General features: G+C 74.9%; 15 protein-coding genes. 14 read left to right on the top strand and 1 reads right to left on the bottom strand.

Annotated elements, in window-relative coordinates:
• Positions 1–3: 3 nt before the first annotated feature.
• The 11 genes from pdxS to KK617_RS04260 all read left to right on the top strand — a co-directional run bounded on the left by pdxS (position 4) and on the right by KK617_RS04260 (position 12440).
• Entirely contained in the window at positions 4–909 is a 906-nt protein-coding gene (pdxS, locus tag KK617_RS04210) for a pyridoxal 5'-phosphate synthase lyase subunit PdxS (RefSeq protein ID WP_277498289.1), read from the top strand.
• A 54-nt stretch (positions 910–963) separates the two neighbouring features.
• Positions 964–2109: a metallophosphoesterase gene (locus tag KK617_RS04215; protein ID WP_277498290.1), complete on the top strand. Its 1146-nt coding sequence runs from the start codon at positions 964–966 to the stop codon at positions 2107–2109.
• Positions 2110–2170: 61 nt separating this feature from the next.
• Positions 2171–2854 (top strand): pyridoxal 5'-phosphate synthase glutaminase subunit PdxT, encoded by a 684-nt coding sequence (gene pdxT, locus KK617_RS04220; protein WP_277498291.1) that lies wholly within the window; start codon positions 2171–2173, stop codon positions 2852–2854.
• Between the two features lie 15 nt (positions 2855–2869).
• The gene (locus KK617_RS04225) at positions 2870–3637 is read left to right on the top strand and encodes a YebC/PmpR family DNA-binding transcriptional regulator (protein ID WP_277498292.1); all 768 of its coding nucleotides are present in this window, start codon (positions 2870–2872) and stop codon (positions 3635–3637) included.
• Positions 3638–3775: 138 nt separating this feature from the next.
• The gene (ruvC, locus tag KK617_RS04230; protein ID WP_277498293.1) at positions 3776–4411 is read left to right on the top strand and encodes a crossover junction endodeoxyribonuclease RuvC; all 636 of its coding nucleotides are present in this window, start codon (positions 3776–3778) and stop codon (positions 4409–4411) included.
• Entirely contained in the window at positions 4408–5010 is a 603-nt protein-coding gene (ruvA, locus tag KK617_RS04235) for a Holliday junction branch migration protein RuvA (protein ID WP_277498294.1), read from the top strand. Before ruvC ends, ruvA begins: the two co-directional genes overlap by 4 nt.
• A 55-nt stretch (positions 5011–5065) precedes the next feature.
• Positions 5066–6112, top strand: coding sequence for a Holliday junction branch migration DNA helicase RuvB (gene ruvB, locus KK617_RS04240; protein WP_277498358.1), 1047 nt, complete (start codon positions 5066–5068; stop codon positions 6110–6112).
• A gap of 129 nt (positions 6113–6241) precedes the next feature.
• Positions 6242–6589, top strand: a complete 348-nt coding sequence (gene yajC, locus KK617_RS04245; protein ID WP_277498295.1) for a preprotein translocase subunit YajC — start codon at positions 6242–6244, stop codon at positions 6587–6589.
• A 3-nt stretch (positions 6590–6592) separates the two neighbouring features.
• Entirely contained in the window at positions 6593–9292 is a 2700-nt protein-coding gene (locus KK617_RS04250; protein WP_277498296.1) for a hypothetical protein, read from the top strand.
• Positions 9293–9318: 26 nt separating this feature from the next.
• On the top strand, positions 9319–9927 hold the full coding sequence (locus KK617_RS04255) for an adenine phosphoribosyltransferase (protein ID WP_277498297.1): 609 nt from the start codon (positions 9319–9321) through the stop codon (positions 9925–9927).
• A 275-nt stretch (positions 9928–10202) separates the two neighbouring features.
• Complete coding sequence (locus tag KK617_RS04260) at positions 10203–12440, top strand: bifunctional (p)ppGpp synthetase/guanosine-3',5'-bis(diphosphate) 3'-pyrophosphohydrolase (protein WP_277498359.1); 2238 nt, start codon at positions 10203–10205, stop codon at positions 12438–12440.
• Positions 12441–12527: 87 nt separating this feature from the next.
• On the opposite strand, the gene KK617_RS04265 is transcribed toward KK617_RS04260, so the two are convergent.
• Positions 12528–13754, bottom strand: a complete 1227-nt coding sequence (locus KK617_RS04265; protein WP_277498298.1) for a DUF349 domain-containing protein — start codon at positions 13752–13754, stop codon at positions 12528–12530.
• Positions 13755–13910: 156 nt separating this feature from the next.
• Between KK617_RS04265 and KK617_RS04270 the strand changes: the two genes are divergently transcribed.
• From KK617_RS04270 to aspS, 3 genes are read left to right on the top strand one after another with little or no spacing between them, the layout of a single operon-like run.
• Positions 13911–14642, top strand: a complete 732-nt coding sequence (locus KK617_RS04270; RefSeq protein ID WP_277498299.1) for an MBL fold metallo-hydrolase — start codon at positions 13911–13913, stop codon at positions 14640–14642.
• A gap of 34 nt (positions 14643–14676) precedes the next feature.
• Positions 14677–16092, top strand: a complete 1416-nt coding sequence (hisS, locus tag KK617_RS04275; RefSeq protein WP_277498300.1) for a histidine--tRNA ligase — start codon at positions 14677–14679, stop codon at positions 16090–16092.
• Entirely contained in the window at positions 16089–17867 is a 1779-nt protein-coding gene (gene aspS / locus KK617_RS04280) for an aspartate--tRNA ligase (protein WP_277498301.1), read from the top strand. Before hisS ends, aspS begins: the two co-directional genes overlap by 4 nt.
• Positions 17868–17886 lie beyond the last annotated feature (19 nt).

Here is a 17886-nt window from a genome sequence, read left to right on the forward strand (position 1 = left end):
CCCATGACGAACGAACCGACCGCCCCGTCCACCACCGGCTCCGTGCGGGTGAAGCGCGGCATGGCCGACATGCTCAAGGGCGGCGTGATCATGGACGTGGTCACCGCCGAGCAGGCCCGGATCGCCGAGGACGCCGGTGCGGTGGCCGTGATGGCGCTGGAGCGGGTGCCGGCCGACATCCGCGCGCAGGGCGGGGTGTCGCGGATGAGCGATCCCGACATGATCGACTCGATCGTGGCGGCCGTGTCGATCCCGGTGATGGCCAAGGCCCGCATCGGTCACTTCGCCGAGGCGCAGGTGCTGCAGAGCCTGGGCGTCGACTACGTCGACGAGTCCGAGGTGCTGACCCCGGCCGACTACGCCCACCACATCGACAAGTGGTCGTTCACCGTGCCGTTCGTGTGCGGGGCGACGAACCTGGGCGAGGCGCTGCGGCGCATCACCGAGGGCGCGGCGATGATCCGCTCCAAGGGCGAGGCCGGCACGGGGGACGTGTCGAACGCGGTGACCCACATGCGGACGATCCGCGCCGAGATCGCCCGCCTGTCCTCGCTGGCCCCCGACGAGCTGTACGTCGCGGCGAAGGAGCTGTCCGCGCCGTACGAGCTGGTCGCGGAGGTCGCGTCCGCGGGACGGCTGCCGGTCGTGCTGTTCACGGCCGGCGGGATCGCGACCCCGGCCGACGCGGCGATGATGATGCAGCTGGGCGCCGAGGGCGTCTTCGTCGGGTCGGGCATCTTCAAGTCCGGCAACCCCGCGCAGCGCGCCGAGGCGATCGTGCGCGCCACCACGTTCTTCGACGACCCCGACGTGGTCGCGAAGGCCTCGCGCGGGCTCGGTGAGGCCATGGTCGGCATCAACGTGGAGGAGATCCCGCAGCCGCACCGGCTGGCCGAGCGCGGCTGGTGAGGCCCGCCGCCGCGACGGCGGGGCGCCTCAGGGCGGCCCCGGCAGGATGACCGGGTGATCTGGCTCGGCGGCGCGCTCGCCCTCCTCGTGCTCGTCGGCTGGGTGACGTGGCTCGTGCGCCGCCTCGCCGTCGCGCCCGCCTGGGGCGACGTGCTGGGCCCGCGCGGCGCGGCCCGGGTACGACGGGGGACCGTCGCCGTCGCGGTGCTCGGCGTCGTCGCCTTCGCCGTGGCGGAGGTCGTGCAGCGCACGACGGACCCGGCCCCGTGGCGCCCGCTCCTGTGGCTCGGCCTCACGGCGGTCGCGCTGGCCTGGTACCTGACGCTCGGCCTCCTGCTGGTGGCGGTCACGTGCGGCGTGCTGCGCCTCGCCCGCCGTCCGGCGGCCCGGTTGCGGACCGCGCGGTGGGGCGCCGTGCTCGCCGTGCTCGCGGCGACGGGCACCACGGCGTACGGGCACGTCGAGGCCGCCCACGTGCGGACCACGGAGCACGAGGTCGTGGTGGCCGACCTGGGCGACGGGCTCGACGGCCTCCGGGTGGCGTTCATCAGCGACCTGCACGTCGGGCCGGTGCGCGACGACGACTTCGTGCGCGCGGTGGTCGAGCAGGTGGCCGGCACGGACGCCGACCTGGTGGTGCTCGGGGGCGACTACGCCGACGGCCTGCACCGCCACGTCGGTCCCTACCTCGACCCGCTGGGCGACCTCGACGCGCCGTACGGCGTGGTGGCCGTGACCGGCAACCACGAGTTCCTCAACGGCGACGCCGACGAGCTCGTCGCCCGTCTCGAGGGGCTCGGCATCACGGTGCTGGCCAACGAGTCGGTGACCGTCGAGGCCGGGGGAGCGCGCCTCGTCGTGGCCGGGGTGCACGACGCCATCGGGACCGGCGCGTCCGCCCCCGACCCCGGCGCCGCCCTCGCCGGGACGTCGCCCGACGACGCGATCCTCTTCGTCGCCCACGAGCCGTCCCAGGTCGTCACGGACCGCGGCGTCGACGTGCAGCTGTCCGGGCACACCCACGGCGGGCAGCTGTGGCCTTTCGGGTGGTTCGTGCGCCTCGACCAGCCCACCGTCGCCGGGGTGGACGACGTGGACGGGGTCACGCTGGTGACCGGCCGGGGCGCCGGGGCCTGGGGCCCGCCGGTGCGCGTCGGCGCGCCGCCCGAGGTCGTCGTCGTCACGCTGCGGGCGGGCTGAGGCCCGCCGCGATGCGGGACGCCCGCCGCCCGGCACCCGCCGCCCGCTAGGTTCGGCGCCCGTGCCCGCCCCTCCGTCCCCCCCTCCGTCCCCGCCGTCGCCCCCGTCGAGCCGCCCGCGCGTCGGGGTGCTCGCCCTCCAGGGCGACGTCCGCGAGCACGTCGCGGCGCTGCGCCGCCTGGGCGCGGACGCAGTGGCCGTCCGCCGGGCCGAGGAGATCGAGCCGCTCGACGGGCTCGTCCTCCCGGGCGGGGAGTCGACGACCATCGGCCGGCTCGCGGTGCGCTTCGGGGTGATGGACGCGGTGCGGGCGTTCGTGGCCCGGGACCGTCCCGTCCTCGGGACGTGCGCGGGCATGGTGCTGCTGGCCGACCGGGTCCTCGACGGCACGCCGGCGCAGCAGGACGGCTCGGAGGTGGTCGGCGGCCTGGACGTCACCGTGCGCCGCAACGCCTTCGGTCGGCAGGTCGACTCGTTCGAGACCACCGTCGACCTCGCCGGCACCCCGGTGCCGGCCGTCTTCATCCGGGCCCCGTGGGTCGAGTCGGCCGGCCCCGGGGTCGAGGTGCTGGCCCGGGCGGAGGGCTCCCCGACGCACGGCGACGCCGCGGGTAGGATCGTCGCGGTCCGGCAGGGCGCGCTCCTGGCGACGTCCTTCCACCCCGAGATCGGTGACGACCCCGTCGTCCACCGGATGTTCTGGGACTCGGTGGTGGACGAGGCTCGGACCCGTCGTACCGGCTGAGTAGAAGAGGGACGCATGTCTGGCCACTCCAAGTGGGCGACCACGAAGCACAAGAAGGCCGCCATCGACGCCAAGCGCGGCAAGATGTTCGCCAAGCTGATCAAGAACGTCGAGGTCGCGGCCCGCATGGGCGGCGGTGACCCCGGGGGCAACCCGACGCTGTACGACGCCATCCAGAAGGCGAAGAAGAGCTCGGTCCCGAACGACAACATCGACCGCGCCGTCAAGCGCGGCTCGGGCGCGGAGACCGGCGGCGCCGACTACCAGACGATCATGTACGAGGGCTACGGGCCGGCGGGCGTCGCGATGCTCATCGAGTGCCTCACGGACAACAAGAACCGCGCGGCCATGGAGGTCCGCACCGCGATGACCCGCAACGGCGGCTCGCTCGCCGACCCGGGCTCGGTCTCCTTCCTGTTCCACCGCAAGGGCGTCGTCGTGGTGCCCGCGGCGCAGGACGCGCGCACGGTGGACGAGGACGACGTGCTCGAGGCCACCCTCGAGGCCGGCGCCGACGCCGTGGAGGACATCGGCGAGGCGTTCGAGGTCGTCTCCGAGGCCACCGACCTCGTCGCCGTCCGCACCGCGCTGCAGGCGGCGGGCATCGACTACGACTCCGCCGAGGCCGAGTTCCGCCCCGACCTCAAGGTCGAGCTCGACAAGGACGCCGCCGGCAAGATGCTGCGCCTCGTCGACGTGCTCGAGGACCTCGACGACGTGCAGAACATCTACGCGAACTTCGACATCTCCGACGACGTCATGGCGGAGCTCGAGGACGCCTGACGGCGGAGGCACGAGGGCGGCACGAGGGCGGCACGGCGGCACGGCGGCGCGTCGTACCGCCCACGGCCCGCGAGCGGGCTACGGTGGCGCGCTAGAACACACGTTCGACACCACCACCTCGCGTCGGGAGGACCACGGATGCGCGTGCTCGGGATCGACCCCGGCCTGACCCGTTGCGGCATGGGTGTCGTCGAGGGCAGCGTCGGCCGTCCCCTGACCCTCGTCGACGTCAACGTGCTCCGCACCGCGGCCACCGAGGCCGTGCCGGTCCGGCTCGTGACGATCGAGAAGGGTGTCGAGGCCTGGATCGAGGAGCACCGCCCCGACGTCGTGGCGATCGAGCGGGTCTTCGCGCGCTCCGACGTCAGCACGGTGATGGGCACCGCCCAGGCCAGCGGCATCGCCATGGTCGTGGCCGCACGCCGAGGCATCCCGGTCGCGCTGCACACCCCGAGCGAGGTCAAGGCCGCCGTGTCCGGCAGCGGCCGCGCCACCAAGGCCCAGGTGGGGGCCATGATCACCCGGATCCTGCGGCTCTCCGAGATGCCGAAGCCTGCCGACGCCGCCGACGCGCTGGCCCTCGCCGTGACCCACATCTGGCGCGGCGGGGCGCAGGACCGCCTGGAGGCCGCGGTGGCCGGCGCTCGGGCGACGTCACGCGTCGCCGGCACGCCCCGGGGCGCCAGCGGCACGCCCAGCACGTCCGGCACGACCAGCACCACCGCACCGAACCGGTACGCCGCGGCCGTCGCCGCCCACGGGAGGAAGAGATGATCGCGTTCGTCCGAGGCGAGGTCGCCACGGTCGGCCTGACCAGCGCCGTCCTGGAGGTCGGCGGTGTCGGTGTCGAGCTGCTGTGCGCACCCGCGACGCTCGCCACGCTGCGCCGCGGCGAGCGCGCCACGCTCGCGTCGAGCCTCGTCGTGCGGGAGGACTCGCTGACCCTGTTCGGTTTCGTCGACGACGACGAGAAGCAGGTCTTCGAGCTGGTGCAGACCGCGTCGGGGGTCGGGCCCAAGCTGGCCCAGGCCATGCTCGCGGTGCTGCGGCCCGACGACCTGCGCCGCGCGGTCGCCGACGAGGACGTCAAGACGCTCACGCGGGTCCCCGGCATCGGGCAGAAGGGCGCGCAGCGCATCATCCTCGAGCTGAAGGACCGCATCGGCGCCCCCGGCACCGTCGTCGCCCCGGGCCAGCCGGTCGTGGCGCCGGGCGACGCGTGGCGCGCGCCGGTGCACAGCGGTCTCGTCGGGCTGGGGTGGTCGGCGAAGGAGGCCGACCGCGCCGTCGACGCGGTCGCGCCCGAGGCGGGCGACGCGCCCGACGTCGGTGCGCTGCTGCGCGCGGCCCTCCGCACGTTGAGCAAGGCCTGACGTGGGCGACGAGCAGGGGTACGACGACCACCTCAGCGCCGCCGAGGAGGCCCACCTGCGCACCCTGACGGCGGCGGAGGCCGAGGGTGACGAGCGCGCCGTCGAGGCGGCGCTGCGCCCCCGGACCCTCGACGAGGTGGTGGGGCAGGTCCGCGTCCGCGAGCAGCTCGGCCTCGTGCTCGAGGCGGCCCGACGCCGCGGCCGGGCGCCCGACCACGTGCTGCTGTCGGGCCCGCCGGGGCTGGGCAAGACGACCCTCGCCATGATCATCGCCGCCGAGATGTCGGCGCCCCTGCGCCTGACCAGCGGTCCCGCCATCACCCATGCCGGTGACCTCGCCGCCATCTTGTCGGGGATGAACGAGGGCGACGTGCTGTTCGTGGACGAGATCCACCGGATGTCGCGGCCGGCCGAGGAGATGCTCTACATGGCGATGGAGGACTTCCGGGTCGACGTCGTCGTCGGCAAGGGCCCCGGGGCCACCGCCATCCCGCTCGAGATCCCGCCCTTCACGCTGGTCGGCGCGACCACCCGGGCCGGCCTGCTGCCCGGCCCGCTGCGCGACCGGTTCGGGTTCACCGCCCACCTCGAGTTCTACGAGCCCGAGGACCTCGACCGCATCGTGCGCCGCTCGGCCGGGCTGCTCGGCACGACGCTCGAGGACGACGGCTCCGCCGAGATCGCCGGCCGCTCGCGCGGCACCCCCCGGATCGCGAACCGGCTGCTGCGCCGGGTGCGCGACTTCGCCCAGGTCCGCGCCGACGGCGTCGTGACCCGCGAGGTGGCCCGCGCGGCGCTGGACCTGTACGAGGTCGACGCCTCGGGGCTGGACCGGCTCGACCGGGCCGTCCTGGACGCGCTGTGCCGCCGCTTCGGCGGGGGACCGGTGGGGGTCTCCACCCTCGCCGTGGCCGTCGGTGAGGAGCGCGAGACGGTCGAGGAGGTCGCCGAGCCGTTCCTCGTGCGCTCCGGGCTGCTCGCCCGCACGCCGCGCGGCCGCGTCGCCACCACGGCGGCGTGGGCCCACCTCGGGCTGGCCGTGCCCGCGTCGTACGACGGACCCGGCGGCCGCGTGGCCGACGCGCCGCTCTTCGACGACTGAGCGACGCCCCCGACCGCTGCCCGACCGCTGCCCGACCGCTGCCGGACCCGGGCCCCGCGGGCGGGCTAGGATCGCGGAGGTCGTTCGCGCGGCCGGTCCCTGTCGTCGACGCCGAAGAGATGTCGCCTCGTGTACGAGCTGCTGTTCCTCGCCCTGCTGTTCCTGCTCTTCTGGTTCCTCATGATCCGCCCGGCGCAGCGCCGCCAGAAGGCGCAGGTCGAGCTCCAGAACTCGCTGCGGGTCGGTGACGAGGTGATGCTGACCAGCGGCGTCTTCGGCGTCCTGCGCGAGGTGGGCGACAGCGAGCGCGTCCGCGTCGAGCTCGCCCCCGGCACCGTCGTCGAGGTCGTGCGCGCCGCCGTCGCCGTGGTCGTGAAGGACGAGGACGTCGAGGACGCCGCCGCGCTCCCGGCCGACGCGGTCGACCCGACCCCGGAGACCACGGTCGACCTCGACAAGCGGGCCGACGGGGCCTGACCGGTGGCCGGGGGACGCGCCACCACCCACGGCAGGGCTGTCGTCCTCCACGTCCTGCTCGTCGCCACCGCTCTCGGCGTGGTGGCCCTGACCGCCAGCTGGGCTCCCCGCTGGGGGGTCGACGTGCTGGCCGGCACCCGGGTGGTGGTCGTCCCGACCGCCGAGGAGACCTCCGCCGACGCGCTGGACGCCACCGCCGAGGTGCTGGAGGCGCGGGCCCGTGACGCGGGCGCACCTGGCGCGACGGCGCGCCGCCGCAGCGACGGCGCCCTGCTCGTGACCCTGCCCGGCCGTCCCGACGACCGCGTGCTCGACGCCCTGCGCTCGACCGGCCAGGTCGGTCTGCGCGCGGTCGTCGCCCGGGGCGACGACGCCCCCGCCGGCACCGGCGGCGCGGCGGGCGGCGTCGACGTCGCCGGGCTCCCGGCCACCGGTGACTCGGCCGTCGCGTGGACCCGCTCGCCGGACCCGGCCTGGGCGGCCGCGCTCCCGTCGTACCGCTGCGGGGACGACACCGGGCCCGTGGCCGCCGACCAGCCGCTGCTGGCGTGCGACGCCGCGGGCGGCACCTACCTGCTCGGTCCCGCGCTCGCCGCCGGTGACACCGTCGACGACGCCGCGGCCGAGCTGCGGGAGGAACCCGACGGCGAGCCCGGTGGGCCCGGTGGGGCCGAGGCGCCGGGCGGCGCCGAGGGGGAGCTGCCGGACGGGCCCGTCCCCGGGGAGGCACCTGCCGACGGCGGCCCGGGCGACGACGCGCCCGCCGACCCCGCCGACCCCGCTGATCCCGCTGATCCCGCCGACCCTGCTGACCCCGGGGCCGAGTTCGGCGACGACCCCGCCGACGGCAACTTCGTGCCCGGGGGCGAGGAGCCGGTGCTCGACGGTGGCCGCTGGGGCGTGCGCGTCCAGCTGGACCCGGGCGCCGCGGACGGCGTCGCGACCCTCGTCGCGCTGACCGTGCCGGAAGCCGCCGCCGAGGCCGCCGAGGCCGCCGAGGCCACCGAGGCCACGGAGGGGACGAAGGGGGCAGGGGGTCCCGAGCGCCCCGGCACCCCGTCCACGACCGACCCCGCCGACGACCTGGGGGTCGACGTCCCCCAGGTCGCCCTGACCATCGACGGCGACGTCGTCGCCGTGTCCGACCTCACCGAGCCCGACGACGGTGCCGTGCTCGTCGGGCGGCTCGACCAGCCCGAGGCGGAGGCCGCGGCCGAGCGCGTGCGCGCCGGTGCGCTGCCCGTGGCGGTCGACCACGTCGACGTCATCCGCCTCGGCTCCACCCTCGATCGCGACGAGGGCGCGCACGGCGCGCTGGGGGCGGGGGTCGGCCTGCTCGTCGCCGCCCTCGTGGTGGCGGCCCTCGCCCGCCGGCGGGCCGTTCTGCCGCTCGTCGCGACGGCCGGTACGACGGTCCTCGTCGCCCCCCTGCTGCTCCTGGCCGACCAGGTCGTCGGCCTGCCGCTCACCCTCCCGGTCGCGGTCGCCGTGGCGGGCACCCTGCCCGTCGTGCCGCTCCTCGCCGCCGGCGTGCAGGTCGCCGGCGAGCGCGAGGCGCCGGGACGCACGCCCGCGGCGGCCGCCGAGCGGGGCGGGGCGGAGGCGTGGCGTCGCTGGTGGCCGTGCGTCGCGGCCGGCGTCCTCGGAGCGGGAGCGGTGCGCCTCGCGGCCGGGGGCGAGCTGGGCGACGTCGCCGTCGCCGTCGGCGTCGTGCTCGCCGCCGCGCTCGTCAGCGGCCTCCTCCTCGTGCGGCCGCTGGCCGTCGTCCTCGCGGAGCGCCGCGGCGCGGCGCACCTCCCCGGCGCCACCACCCCCGCCACCGACCGCTCCCCGCGGCCGACGTCCGCCCGCCGCGTCGTCGCCGGGCTCCTGGTCGCGGCGGCCGTGGTGGCCGTGGCCGGCCTGGCGCTGCGCGGCGTGGCCTCCGACCCGGCCTTCACCGCCGGGGAGGAGCACCTCGTCGCGGTGGTCGGCGACCCCGTCGACGCCCGGTCGGCCGTGCGGGACGCGGCCCGGGGGAGCGGCGTCCCCGTCTCGTCGGTGCGCACCGCGGGGGACGGCGCCGTGCTCGTCACCACCCCGCGTCTGACGACGGCCGAGCGCGCCGCGCTGACCGCCGACCTGGCGGCGCTCCCCGTCACCGAGGACGCCGGCGTCTCGTCGGCCGGCTTCCGCGCGGCCGGGTCGCCGCTGGCGTGGGTCGGCGCGGGGGCCCTGGTCTTGGCCGCGCTCCTGGCCGGCCTCGCCCTCACCCGGGGGCTGCTGGCCTGGTCGCTGCGTGCCGTGGGGGTCGTGGTCGCCGCCACCGCCCTCGCGCTGCTGACCGGCACCGGGCTCGCGGCGTGGGCCGGTGTGACGGCCTCGCCCGCGACGCTGGCCGCCCTCCTGGCCGTGGCCGTCACCGCGGTCGTCGCGCACGTCGCGGTCGTGACCGGGCGCGGGGTCGACGACTGGTGGCGCCGCTACGTCGAGGCCGCCGCGCTGGCCCTCCTCCCGCTGCTCGGCGTGGTGGTCGCCGCGCCCTCGATGCGAGGGCCGTTCCTCGTCGTGGCCGCGGGCCTGCTCGTGGCCACCACGACGGCGCTCCTGCTCGCCCCGACCCGCCTGATGGCCCCGCCGCCGCTGCCGTCCGGTGTCGGCCCGCCGCCGGGCACGGCGGGTACGGCGGGGGCGGCGCCACGCCGTACCGTGTCGACGCCCTGACCCACCACGAACGGAGACCGAGACCGATGGCCGCGACGCAGCCCCCCACGTCCCCCGCCCCGGGGACCGCCGACGCCGACGCGGTCCGGGCACGGCGTGCCGCGGCGGCCGAGGCCGTCCGGTCGACACTGCTCGACGTCCCCGACTTCCCCCAGCCCGGCGTGGTCTTCAAGGACGTGACGCCGCTGCTCGCCGACCCGGCGGCGTTCGCCGCCGTCGTGGCGGCCCTGGCGGACGTCGGTCGCGGGTCGGACGGGGCGCCGGTGGTGGACAAGGTCGTCGGCATGGAGGCCCGCGGGTTCCTGTTCGGCACCCCGGTCGCCCAGGCCCTGGGCGTCGGCTTCGTGCCGGTCCGCAAGCCCGGGAAGCTGCCCCGCGCCACCCACGAGGTCGACTACGACCTCGAGTACGGGTCCACCTCGCTGGCGCTGCACGTCGACGCCCTGGCCCCGGGCGACCGGGTGCTGGTGGTCGACGACGTGCTCGCCACGGGTGGCACGGCCGCCGCGACCCGCACGCTGGTCGAGCGGTGCGGCGCCCACGTCGTCGGCATCGCGCTGCTCCTCGAGCTCACCTTCCTGCCCGGTCGCGCCGCGGTGGACGGCGTGCCGGTGACGGCGCTGCTCCAGGTCTGACGCGAGGGCGACCGGCGCCCGCACGCGCCGACCGACGTGGTCCTAGACTGACGAGGGTGAGCGACGAGCAGGGGAGCGGTGCGGATCCCCGGACGAGTGTGCCCGTCGCCGAGGCCCCCCCGGTGGACCCGGTCGTCGAGCCCCGTGTCGAGCCCGGCGCGGACGACGCCGCCCCCGGCGTGGGCCAGCGCACGCGCCGGCTGGCCCGGTCCGGTGAGCCCCTCCCGGCGCCGACCGGCACCCGCTCGACGGAGTCGGTGACCTCCGCCCGCAGCATGCGGGCGCGCCTGGCCCGCATCGGCACGCGCAGCCAGCCGGGCACCAACCCCGTGCTCGACCCGCTGTTCCGCGCGGTGCGCGCGAACCACCCCAAGGCCGACCTGGCGCTGCTCGAGCGCGCCTACCTCACCGCCGAGCGCCTGCACGGCACGCAGATGCGCAAGAGCGGCGACCCCTACATCACGCACCCGCTCGCCGTGACCACCATCCTGGCCGAGATCGGCATGACCGAGCCGACGCTCGTCGCGGCCCTGCTCCACGACACGGTCGAGGACACGCCGTACACGCTCGACGAGCTGCGCGCCGACTTCGGCGACGAGGTCGCGGTGCTCGTCGACGGCGTGACCAAGCTCGACAAGGTGCAGTACGGCGACTCGGCCCAGGCCGAGACCATCCGCAAGATGATCGTGGCGATGTCGCGCGACATCCGCGTGCTCGTCATCAAGCTCGCCGACCGGCTGCACAACATGCGCACGCTGCGCTACGTCAAGCAGGAGACGCAGGAGCGCAAGGCCCGCGAGACCCTCGACATCTTCGCGCCGCTGGCCCACCGCCTCGGCATGAACACGCTGAAGTGGGAGCTCGAGGACCTCGCGTTCGCGACCCTGCACCCGAAGATCTACGACGAGATCGTGCGCCTCGTGGCCGACCGCGCGCCCTCGCGCGACCAGTTCCTCGCCGAGGTCATCGCGCGCGTCACCTCCGACCTGAAGGACGCGCGGATCAAGGCCACCGTGACCGGCCGGCCGAAGCACTACTACTCGATCTACCAGAAGATGATCGTCGGCGGCCGCGAGTTCTCCGACATCTACGACCTCGTCGGGATCCGCGTGCTCGTCGAGGACGACCGCGACTGCTACACCGTGATGGGTGCCGTCCACCAGCGCTGGAACCCGGTGCTGGGCCGGTTCAAGGACTACATCGCGATGCCGAAGTTCAACATGTACCAGTCGCTGCACACGACGGTCATCGGCCCGCAGGGCAAGCCCGTCGAGATCCAGATCCGCACCTACGCCATGCACAAGCGGGCGGAGTACGGCGTCGCGGCCCACTGGAAGTACAAGGAGGACGGCCGCGCCGGCGTCGACACCGACCGGCTGGCCGAGCGCGACGACATGGCGTGGGTCCGCCAGCTGCTCGACTGGCAGAGCGAGGTGGAGGACCCGGGGGAGTTCCTCGACTCCCTGCGCTACGAGATCAACCAGGCCGAGGTCTACGTGTTCACCCCGCGCGGCGACGTCATCGCGCTGCCGACCGGTGCGACGCCCGTCGACTTCGCCTACGCCGTGCACACCGAGGTCGGCCACCACACCATCGGCGCGCGGGTCAACGGCCGCCTGGTGCCGCTGGAGTCCACGCTCGACAACGGCGACGTCGTCGAGGTCTTCACGTCGAAGGCCCCCAACGCCGGGCCGTCGCGCGACTGGCTGGGCTTCGTCCGCTCCCCGCGCGCCCGCTCCAAGATCCGCGCCTGGTTCACCAAGGAGCGGCGCGAGGAGGCCATCGAGCGCGGCAAGGAGCAGCTGGCCAAGCTGATGCGCAAGGAGGGCCTGCCGCTGAAGCGGCTCATGTCCGCCGAGTCGCTGACCGAGGTCGCGGTCCACTTCAAGCTGGCCGACATCACCGCGCTGTACGCCGCGGTCGGCGAGGGCAACCTGTCGGCCCAGACCGTCGTACGACGCGTGATCGACCTCCACGGCGGCGAGGAGGGCGCCCGGGAGGACGCGGCCGAGGGCGTCACCATCACCTCGCCCCGGCGCCGGCGCGCGGCCACCCCGACGTCGACGGACTCCGGCGTCATCGTGCGCGGCGCCGCCGACGTGTGGGTCAAGCTCGCCAAGTGCTGCACCCCCGTGCCGCCGGACCCGATCCTCGGGTTCGTCACGAAGGGCGGCGGCGTCTCGGTGCACCGCAAGACCTGCACCAACGCCGACAACCTGCTCTCGCAGCCCCAGCGGCTCGTCGAGGTGGAGTGGGCGCCGACCGCGCAGTCGACCTTCCTCGTCAACATCCAGGTCGAGGCGCTCGACCGGGCGCGCCTGCTCTCCGACATCACCATGGTGCTGTCGGACCAGCACGTGAACATCCTCAGCGCGTCGCTGAGCACGACGCGCGACCGCGTCGCGAAGAGCAAGTTCACGTTCGAGATGGCCGACGCCAAGCACCTCGACACCGTCCTGCGGGCCGTGCGCACCGTGCCCGGCGTCTTCGACGCCTACCGCCTGACGCAGTAGGGCCCGCCGTACGAGCGAGGCCCGGCCCCGCACCGTCGAGGTGCAGGACCGGGCCCCGGTCGTGGGTGCGGCGAGACGCCGCCCCGCTCAGCCGAAGTCGGCGGAGGCGCGGCGTGCGGCGTCGAGGAACATCTGGCGCGAGGCGAGGTTGCCCTCGAGGTCGGCGACCTTGCGCGCGTCGCCGGCCGCCCGCGCCGCCTCGAGCTCGGCCTCCACCTCGGCGATGGCCGTCTCGAGCTTCACGATGACGTCGTTGGCGCGCGCCGACTTCTCGGGGTCCGAGCGCTTCCACTGCTCGTCCTCGACACCGCGGATGGCCTGCTCGACCTTCCGCATGCGGCCCTCGAGCTCCTTGACGCGGTCGCGCGGCACCTTGCCCGCCGCGTCCCAGCGGTCGGCGAGGTCGCGGAACGCGCGCTTCGCGGCGTCCAGGTCCTCGACGGGCAGCAGCGCCTCGGCCTCGACGAGGATCTGCTCCTTGACCTCGGCGTTGCCGGCGAACTCGGCGTCGAGCGCGTTGTTGGCCGCGTCGCGGGCGCCGAAGAACGTGTCCTGGGCGCCGCGGAAGCGGCGCCAGAGGGCCTCGTCCACGTCGCGCGGGGCCGGGCCGGCGGCCTTCCACTCGCGCATGAGGTCGCGGTAGCGGCCGGCGGTCGGGCCCCAGTCGGTCGAGGTGGACAGCGCCTCCGCCTCGGTCGCCAGGCGCTCCTTGACCGCGCGGGCGGAGTCGCGCTGCTCGTTGAGCTGCGAGAAGTGCGCCTTGCGCCGGCGGGTGTAGGTGGTGCGGGCGCCGGAGAACCGGCGCCACAGCGTGTCGTCGGAGGCGCGGTCGAGGCGCGGCAGCGCCTTCCACTCCTCGAGCAGGTCGCGCAGACGGTTGGCCCCGTTGCGCCAGTCGTTGCCCGCGGCCAGCTCCTCGGCCGCGGCGGCGATGCGCTCCTTCTCGACGCGGGCGGCCGCCACGCGCTCGGCGCGCTCGGCCTTCTTCGCCTCGCGCTGGGAGTCGACGGCGCCGGTGAGGCCGTCCACCCGGGCCAGCAGGCCGTCCAGGTCGCCCACGGCGTTCGCCCCGGCGACGCTGGCCCGCACCTTCGCCACGGACGCCGCGGCGTCCTCGGGGCTGAGCACGCCGCTGCCGATCCGCTTCTCCAGGAGCTCGACCTCGAAGCTGAGCGCGTCGAAGCGGTCGGTGAAGAACTTCAGGGCCTCGTCGGGTGACCCCGCCGGGTACTGCCCGACGGACCGCTCACCCTCGGAGGTCCGCACGTACACCGTGCCGTCCTCGTCGACCCGACCCCAGTCCTGACCCGTCACGTGGTCGTCCTCTTCTCGCTACCCGATGGCCTCGCTCCGGGCGCGCTGGTCGCGCGCACGGCTGTCCGGGGCACATGCTAGTCATCCCCGCCCCCCGCGTGGGGCGGCGTGCCCGCCGACGTGCGGCGCGCCGTACCCGCTCGGTAGTGTGCCGGGGTGTTCATCGCCGGATTCCCCGCAGGTGCCTGGGGCACGAACTGCTACGTCGTGGCCACGGGCAAGGGCACGGAGTGCGTGGTCGTCGACCCCGGGCAGGACGCCACGGCGGGGGTCGAGCAGGTCGTCGCCGAGAACCGGCTCAAGCCGGTCGCGGTGCTGCTGACGCACGGGCACATCGACCACATGTGGTCGGTGACGCCGGTGGCGGGCGCCTACGACGCGACGGCCTGGATCCACCCCCGCGACCGGCACCTGCTGAGCGACCCGATGGCGGGCATCAGCAAGGAGAGCGCCGCGATGCTGCTGGGCGGGCGCCACGAGTTCGTGGAGCCCGACGACGTCGCCGAGCTGGCCGACGGCCAGGAGCTCGAGCTGGCCGGCCTGCGCTTCGTCGTCGACCACACGCCGGGCCACACCGAGGGCTCCGTCACCTTCCGCACGCCGTACGGCGCGGGGGAGGGCGAGCCCGACGTCTCCGAGGTCATGTTCGCGGGCGACCTCCTCTTCGCGGGCTCGATCGGGCGCACCGACCTGCCCGGCGGCGACCACGCCACGATGCTGCGCACGCTCAGCTCGAAGGTGCTGCCGCTGGCCGACGACGTCGTCGTGCTGCCCGGGCACGGCGAGCAGACCTCCATCGGGCGCGAGCGCGCGACCAACCCCTTCCTCCGCGACCTGATCGAGGACGGCCGCGAGGGCGGCGCCGGTCGCGTCACCCGCGGCCTGTGACCGACCGGCAGAGCACCCGAGAGCTGAGCACCCCATGAGCAAGCCCACCCCGCTGAGCGGGTTCCCCGAGCTGCTGCCCGCCCAGCGGGTCGTCGAGCAGCAGGTGGTCGACACCCTGCGCAGCACCTTCGAGCTCCACGGCTTCGCCGGCATCGAGACCCGCGCCGTCGAGCCGATGGACCAGCTGCTGCGCAAGGGCGACACCTCCAAGGAGGTCTACGTCCTGCGCCGCCTCCAGGAGGAGGACGGCGGCCGCGACGCCGGCATCGGCCTGCACTTCGACCTCACCGTGCCGTTCGCGCGCTACGTGCTGGAGAACGCCGGCAAGCTCGACTTCCCCTTCCGCCGCTACCAGGTGCAGAAGGTCTGGCGTGGCGAGCGGCCCCAGGACGGTCGCTACCGCGAGTTCACCCAGGCCGACATCGACGTGATCGGCCGCGACGAGCTGCCGTTCCACCACGACGTCGAGGTCACCCGCGTCATGCTCGACGCGCTGCGCCGCCTCGCCGACCCCGGCTCCATCGGTCTGCCCGGCTTCCGCCTGCAGGTCAACAACCGCAAGCTCATCCAGGGCTTCTACGCGGGCTTGGGCCTCGCCGACACCGACGAGGTCATGCGCCTGGTCGACAAGCTCGACAAGGTGCCGGCCGAGCGCGTGCGGGAGATGCTCGTGGCCGACGCGGGCGCGACGCCGGAGCAGGCGGACGCCTGTCTGCGCCTCGCGACCATCCGCACCGACGACGACGGCTTCGTGGAGCAGGTGCGCGCGCTCGGCGTCACCCACCCGCTCCTGGACGAGGGCCTCGACGAGCTGGCCACCCTCGTGCGCGCGGCGGCCCCGCTGGCCGGCGGCAAGGTCCGCATCACCGCCGACCTGTCCATCGCCCGCGGGCTCGACTACTACACGGGCACCGTCTTCGAGACCCGCCTCGACGGCTACGAGTCGATGGGCTCCATCTGCTCCGGCGGCCGGTACGACGCGCTCGCCTCCGACGGCCGCACGACGTACCCCGGGGTGGGCATCTCGCTCGGCGTCTCCCGCGTCCTCGTGCCGCTGCTCTCGCGCGGCGTCGTGCGCGGCAGCCGCTCGGTGCCGAGCGCCGTGCTCGTGGCCCTCGTGGACGAGGGGTCCCGTCCGGCCGCCGACGCCGTCGCCGACGCGCTGCGGGCCCGGGGCATCCCCTGCGAGGTCGCGCCCAGCGCCGCGAAGTTCGGCAAGCAGATCCGCTACGCCGACCGCCGCGGCATCCCCTTCGTCTGGTTCCCCCAGGACGACGGCAGCCACCAGGTCAAGGACATCCGCGACGGGAACCAGGTGGACGCCGACCCGTCCTCGTGGGCACCCTCGCCCGAGGACCTGCGCCCGCAGGTGCTCACCGAGACCCCCAGCAGCACCAGCACCAGCCCCAGCAGCCCCCACGGCACCGACCCCCAGGAGAAGACCCCGTGATCCGCACCCATGACGCCGGCGCCCTGCGCCCGGCGCACGTAGGCCAGACCGTCACCCTCGCCGGGTGGGTGGCCAAGCGGCGCGATCACGGCGGCGTGGCGTTCCTCGACCTGCGCGAGGCCAGCGGCGTCGCCCAGGTCGTCGTGCGCGACGAGGAGGTCGCCGGCGGACTGCGCAACGAGTACTGCGTGAAGGTGACCGGCGAGGTCGCCCTGCGCCCCGAGGGCAACGCCAACCCCAACCTGGCCTCCGGCGACATCGAGGTCATCGCGACCGACGTCGAGGTGCTGAGCGCCGCCGCGCCGCTGCCGTTCCCCATCGACGACCACGTCGACGTGGGGGAGGAGGCGCGGCTGCGCCACCGCTACCTCGACCTGCGGCGTACCGGCCCGGGCCGCGCCCTGCGCCTGCGCAGCGAGGTCAACAAGGCGGCGCGCGAGGTGCTCGCCGGCCACGACTTCGTCGAGATCGAGACGCCGACGCTGACCCGGTCCACCCCCGAGGGCGCCCGCGACTTCCTCGTGCCCGCCCGCCTGCAGCCCGGCAGCTGGTACGCGCTGCCGCAGAGCCCGCAGCTGTTCAAGCAGCTGCTCATGGTCGCGGGCATGGAGCGCTACTACCAGCTCGCCCGCTGCTACCGCGACGAGGACTTCCGCGCCGACCGCCAGCCGGAGTTCACCCAGCTCGACATCGAGATGAGCTTCGTCGAGCAGGACGACGTCATCCGCCTCGCCGAGGAGATCGTCTCGGCGCTGTGGGCCCTCGTCGGGTACGACGTGCCCACCCCGCTGCCCCGCATGACGTACGCCGAGGCGATGGCCCGCTTCGGCTCCGACAAGCCCGACCTGCGGATGGGCCTCGAGCTCGTCGAGTGCACCGAGTACTTCGCCGACACCACGTTCCGGGTCTTCCAGGCCGAGTACGTCGGCGCCGTCGTCATGCCCGGTGGCGCCTCGCAGCCGCGCAAGCAGCTCGACGCCTGGCAGGAGTGGGCCAAGCAGCGCGGCGCCCGTGGGCTGGCGTACGTGCTCGTGCAGGAGGACGGCGAGCTGACCGGCCCTGTCGCCAAGAACCTCTCCGACGCGGAGAAGGCCGGCCTGGCGGCCCACGTCGGCGCCGCGCCCGGCGACTGCGTCTTCTTCGCCGCGGGCGCGACCAAGCCCATGCGCGCCCTGCTCGGTGCCGCGCGCCTCGAGATCGGTCGCCGCGGCGGCCTCATCGACGAGTCGGCGTGGAGCTTCCTCTGGGTCGTCGACGCCCCGCTGTTCGAGCCCGCGGGCGACGCCGTCGCCAGCGGCGACGTGGCGGTCGGCTCGGGCGCCTGGACGGCCGTGCACCACGCGTTCACCTCGCCGCAGGACCTCGCGTCGTTCGACGCCCAGCCGGGCGAGGCCCTCGCGTGGGCCTACGACATCGTCTGCAACGGCAACGAGATCGGTGGCGGGTCCATCCGTATCCACCGCGAGGACGTGCAGAAGCGCGTGTTCGCGCTCATGGGCCTCGACGAGGCCGAGGCGCAGGAGAAGTTCGGCTTCCTGCTCGAGGCGTTCAAGTACGGCGCGCCCCCGCACGGCGGCATCGCCTTCGGCTGGGACCGCATCGTGTCGCTGCTGGCCGGCGTCGACTCGATCCGCGAGGTCATCGCGTTCCCGAAGTCGGGTGGCGGCTTCGACCCGCTGACCGCCGCGCCCGCGCCGATCACGCCCGCGCAGCGCAAGGAGGCCGGCGTGGACGCGAAGCCGGCTGTCAAGGGTGAGTCGCCCGCGCAGGGCTGAGCCGCGCCGGACGCGCCGA

The sequence above is a fragment of the Nocardioides sp. ChNu-99 genome (genome assembly GCF_029493445.1).
In the GTDB taxonomy this organism is placed as follows: Bacteria; Actinomycetota; Actinomycetes; order Propionibacteriales; family Nocardioidaceae; genus Nocardioides.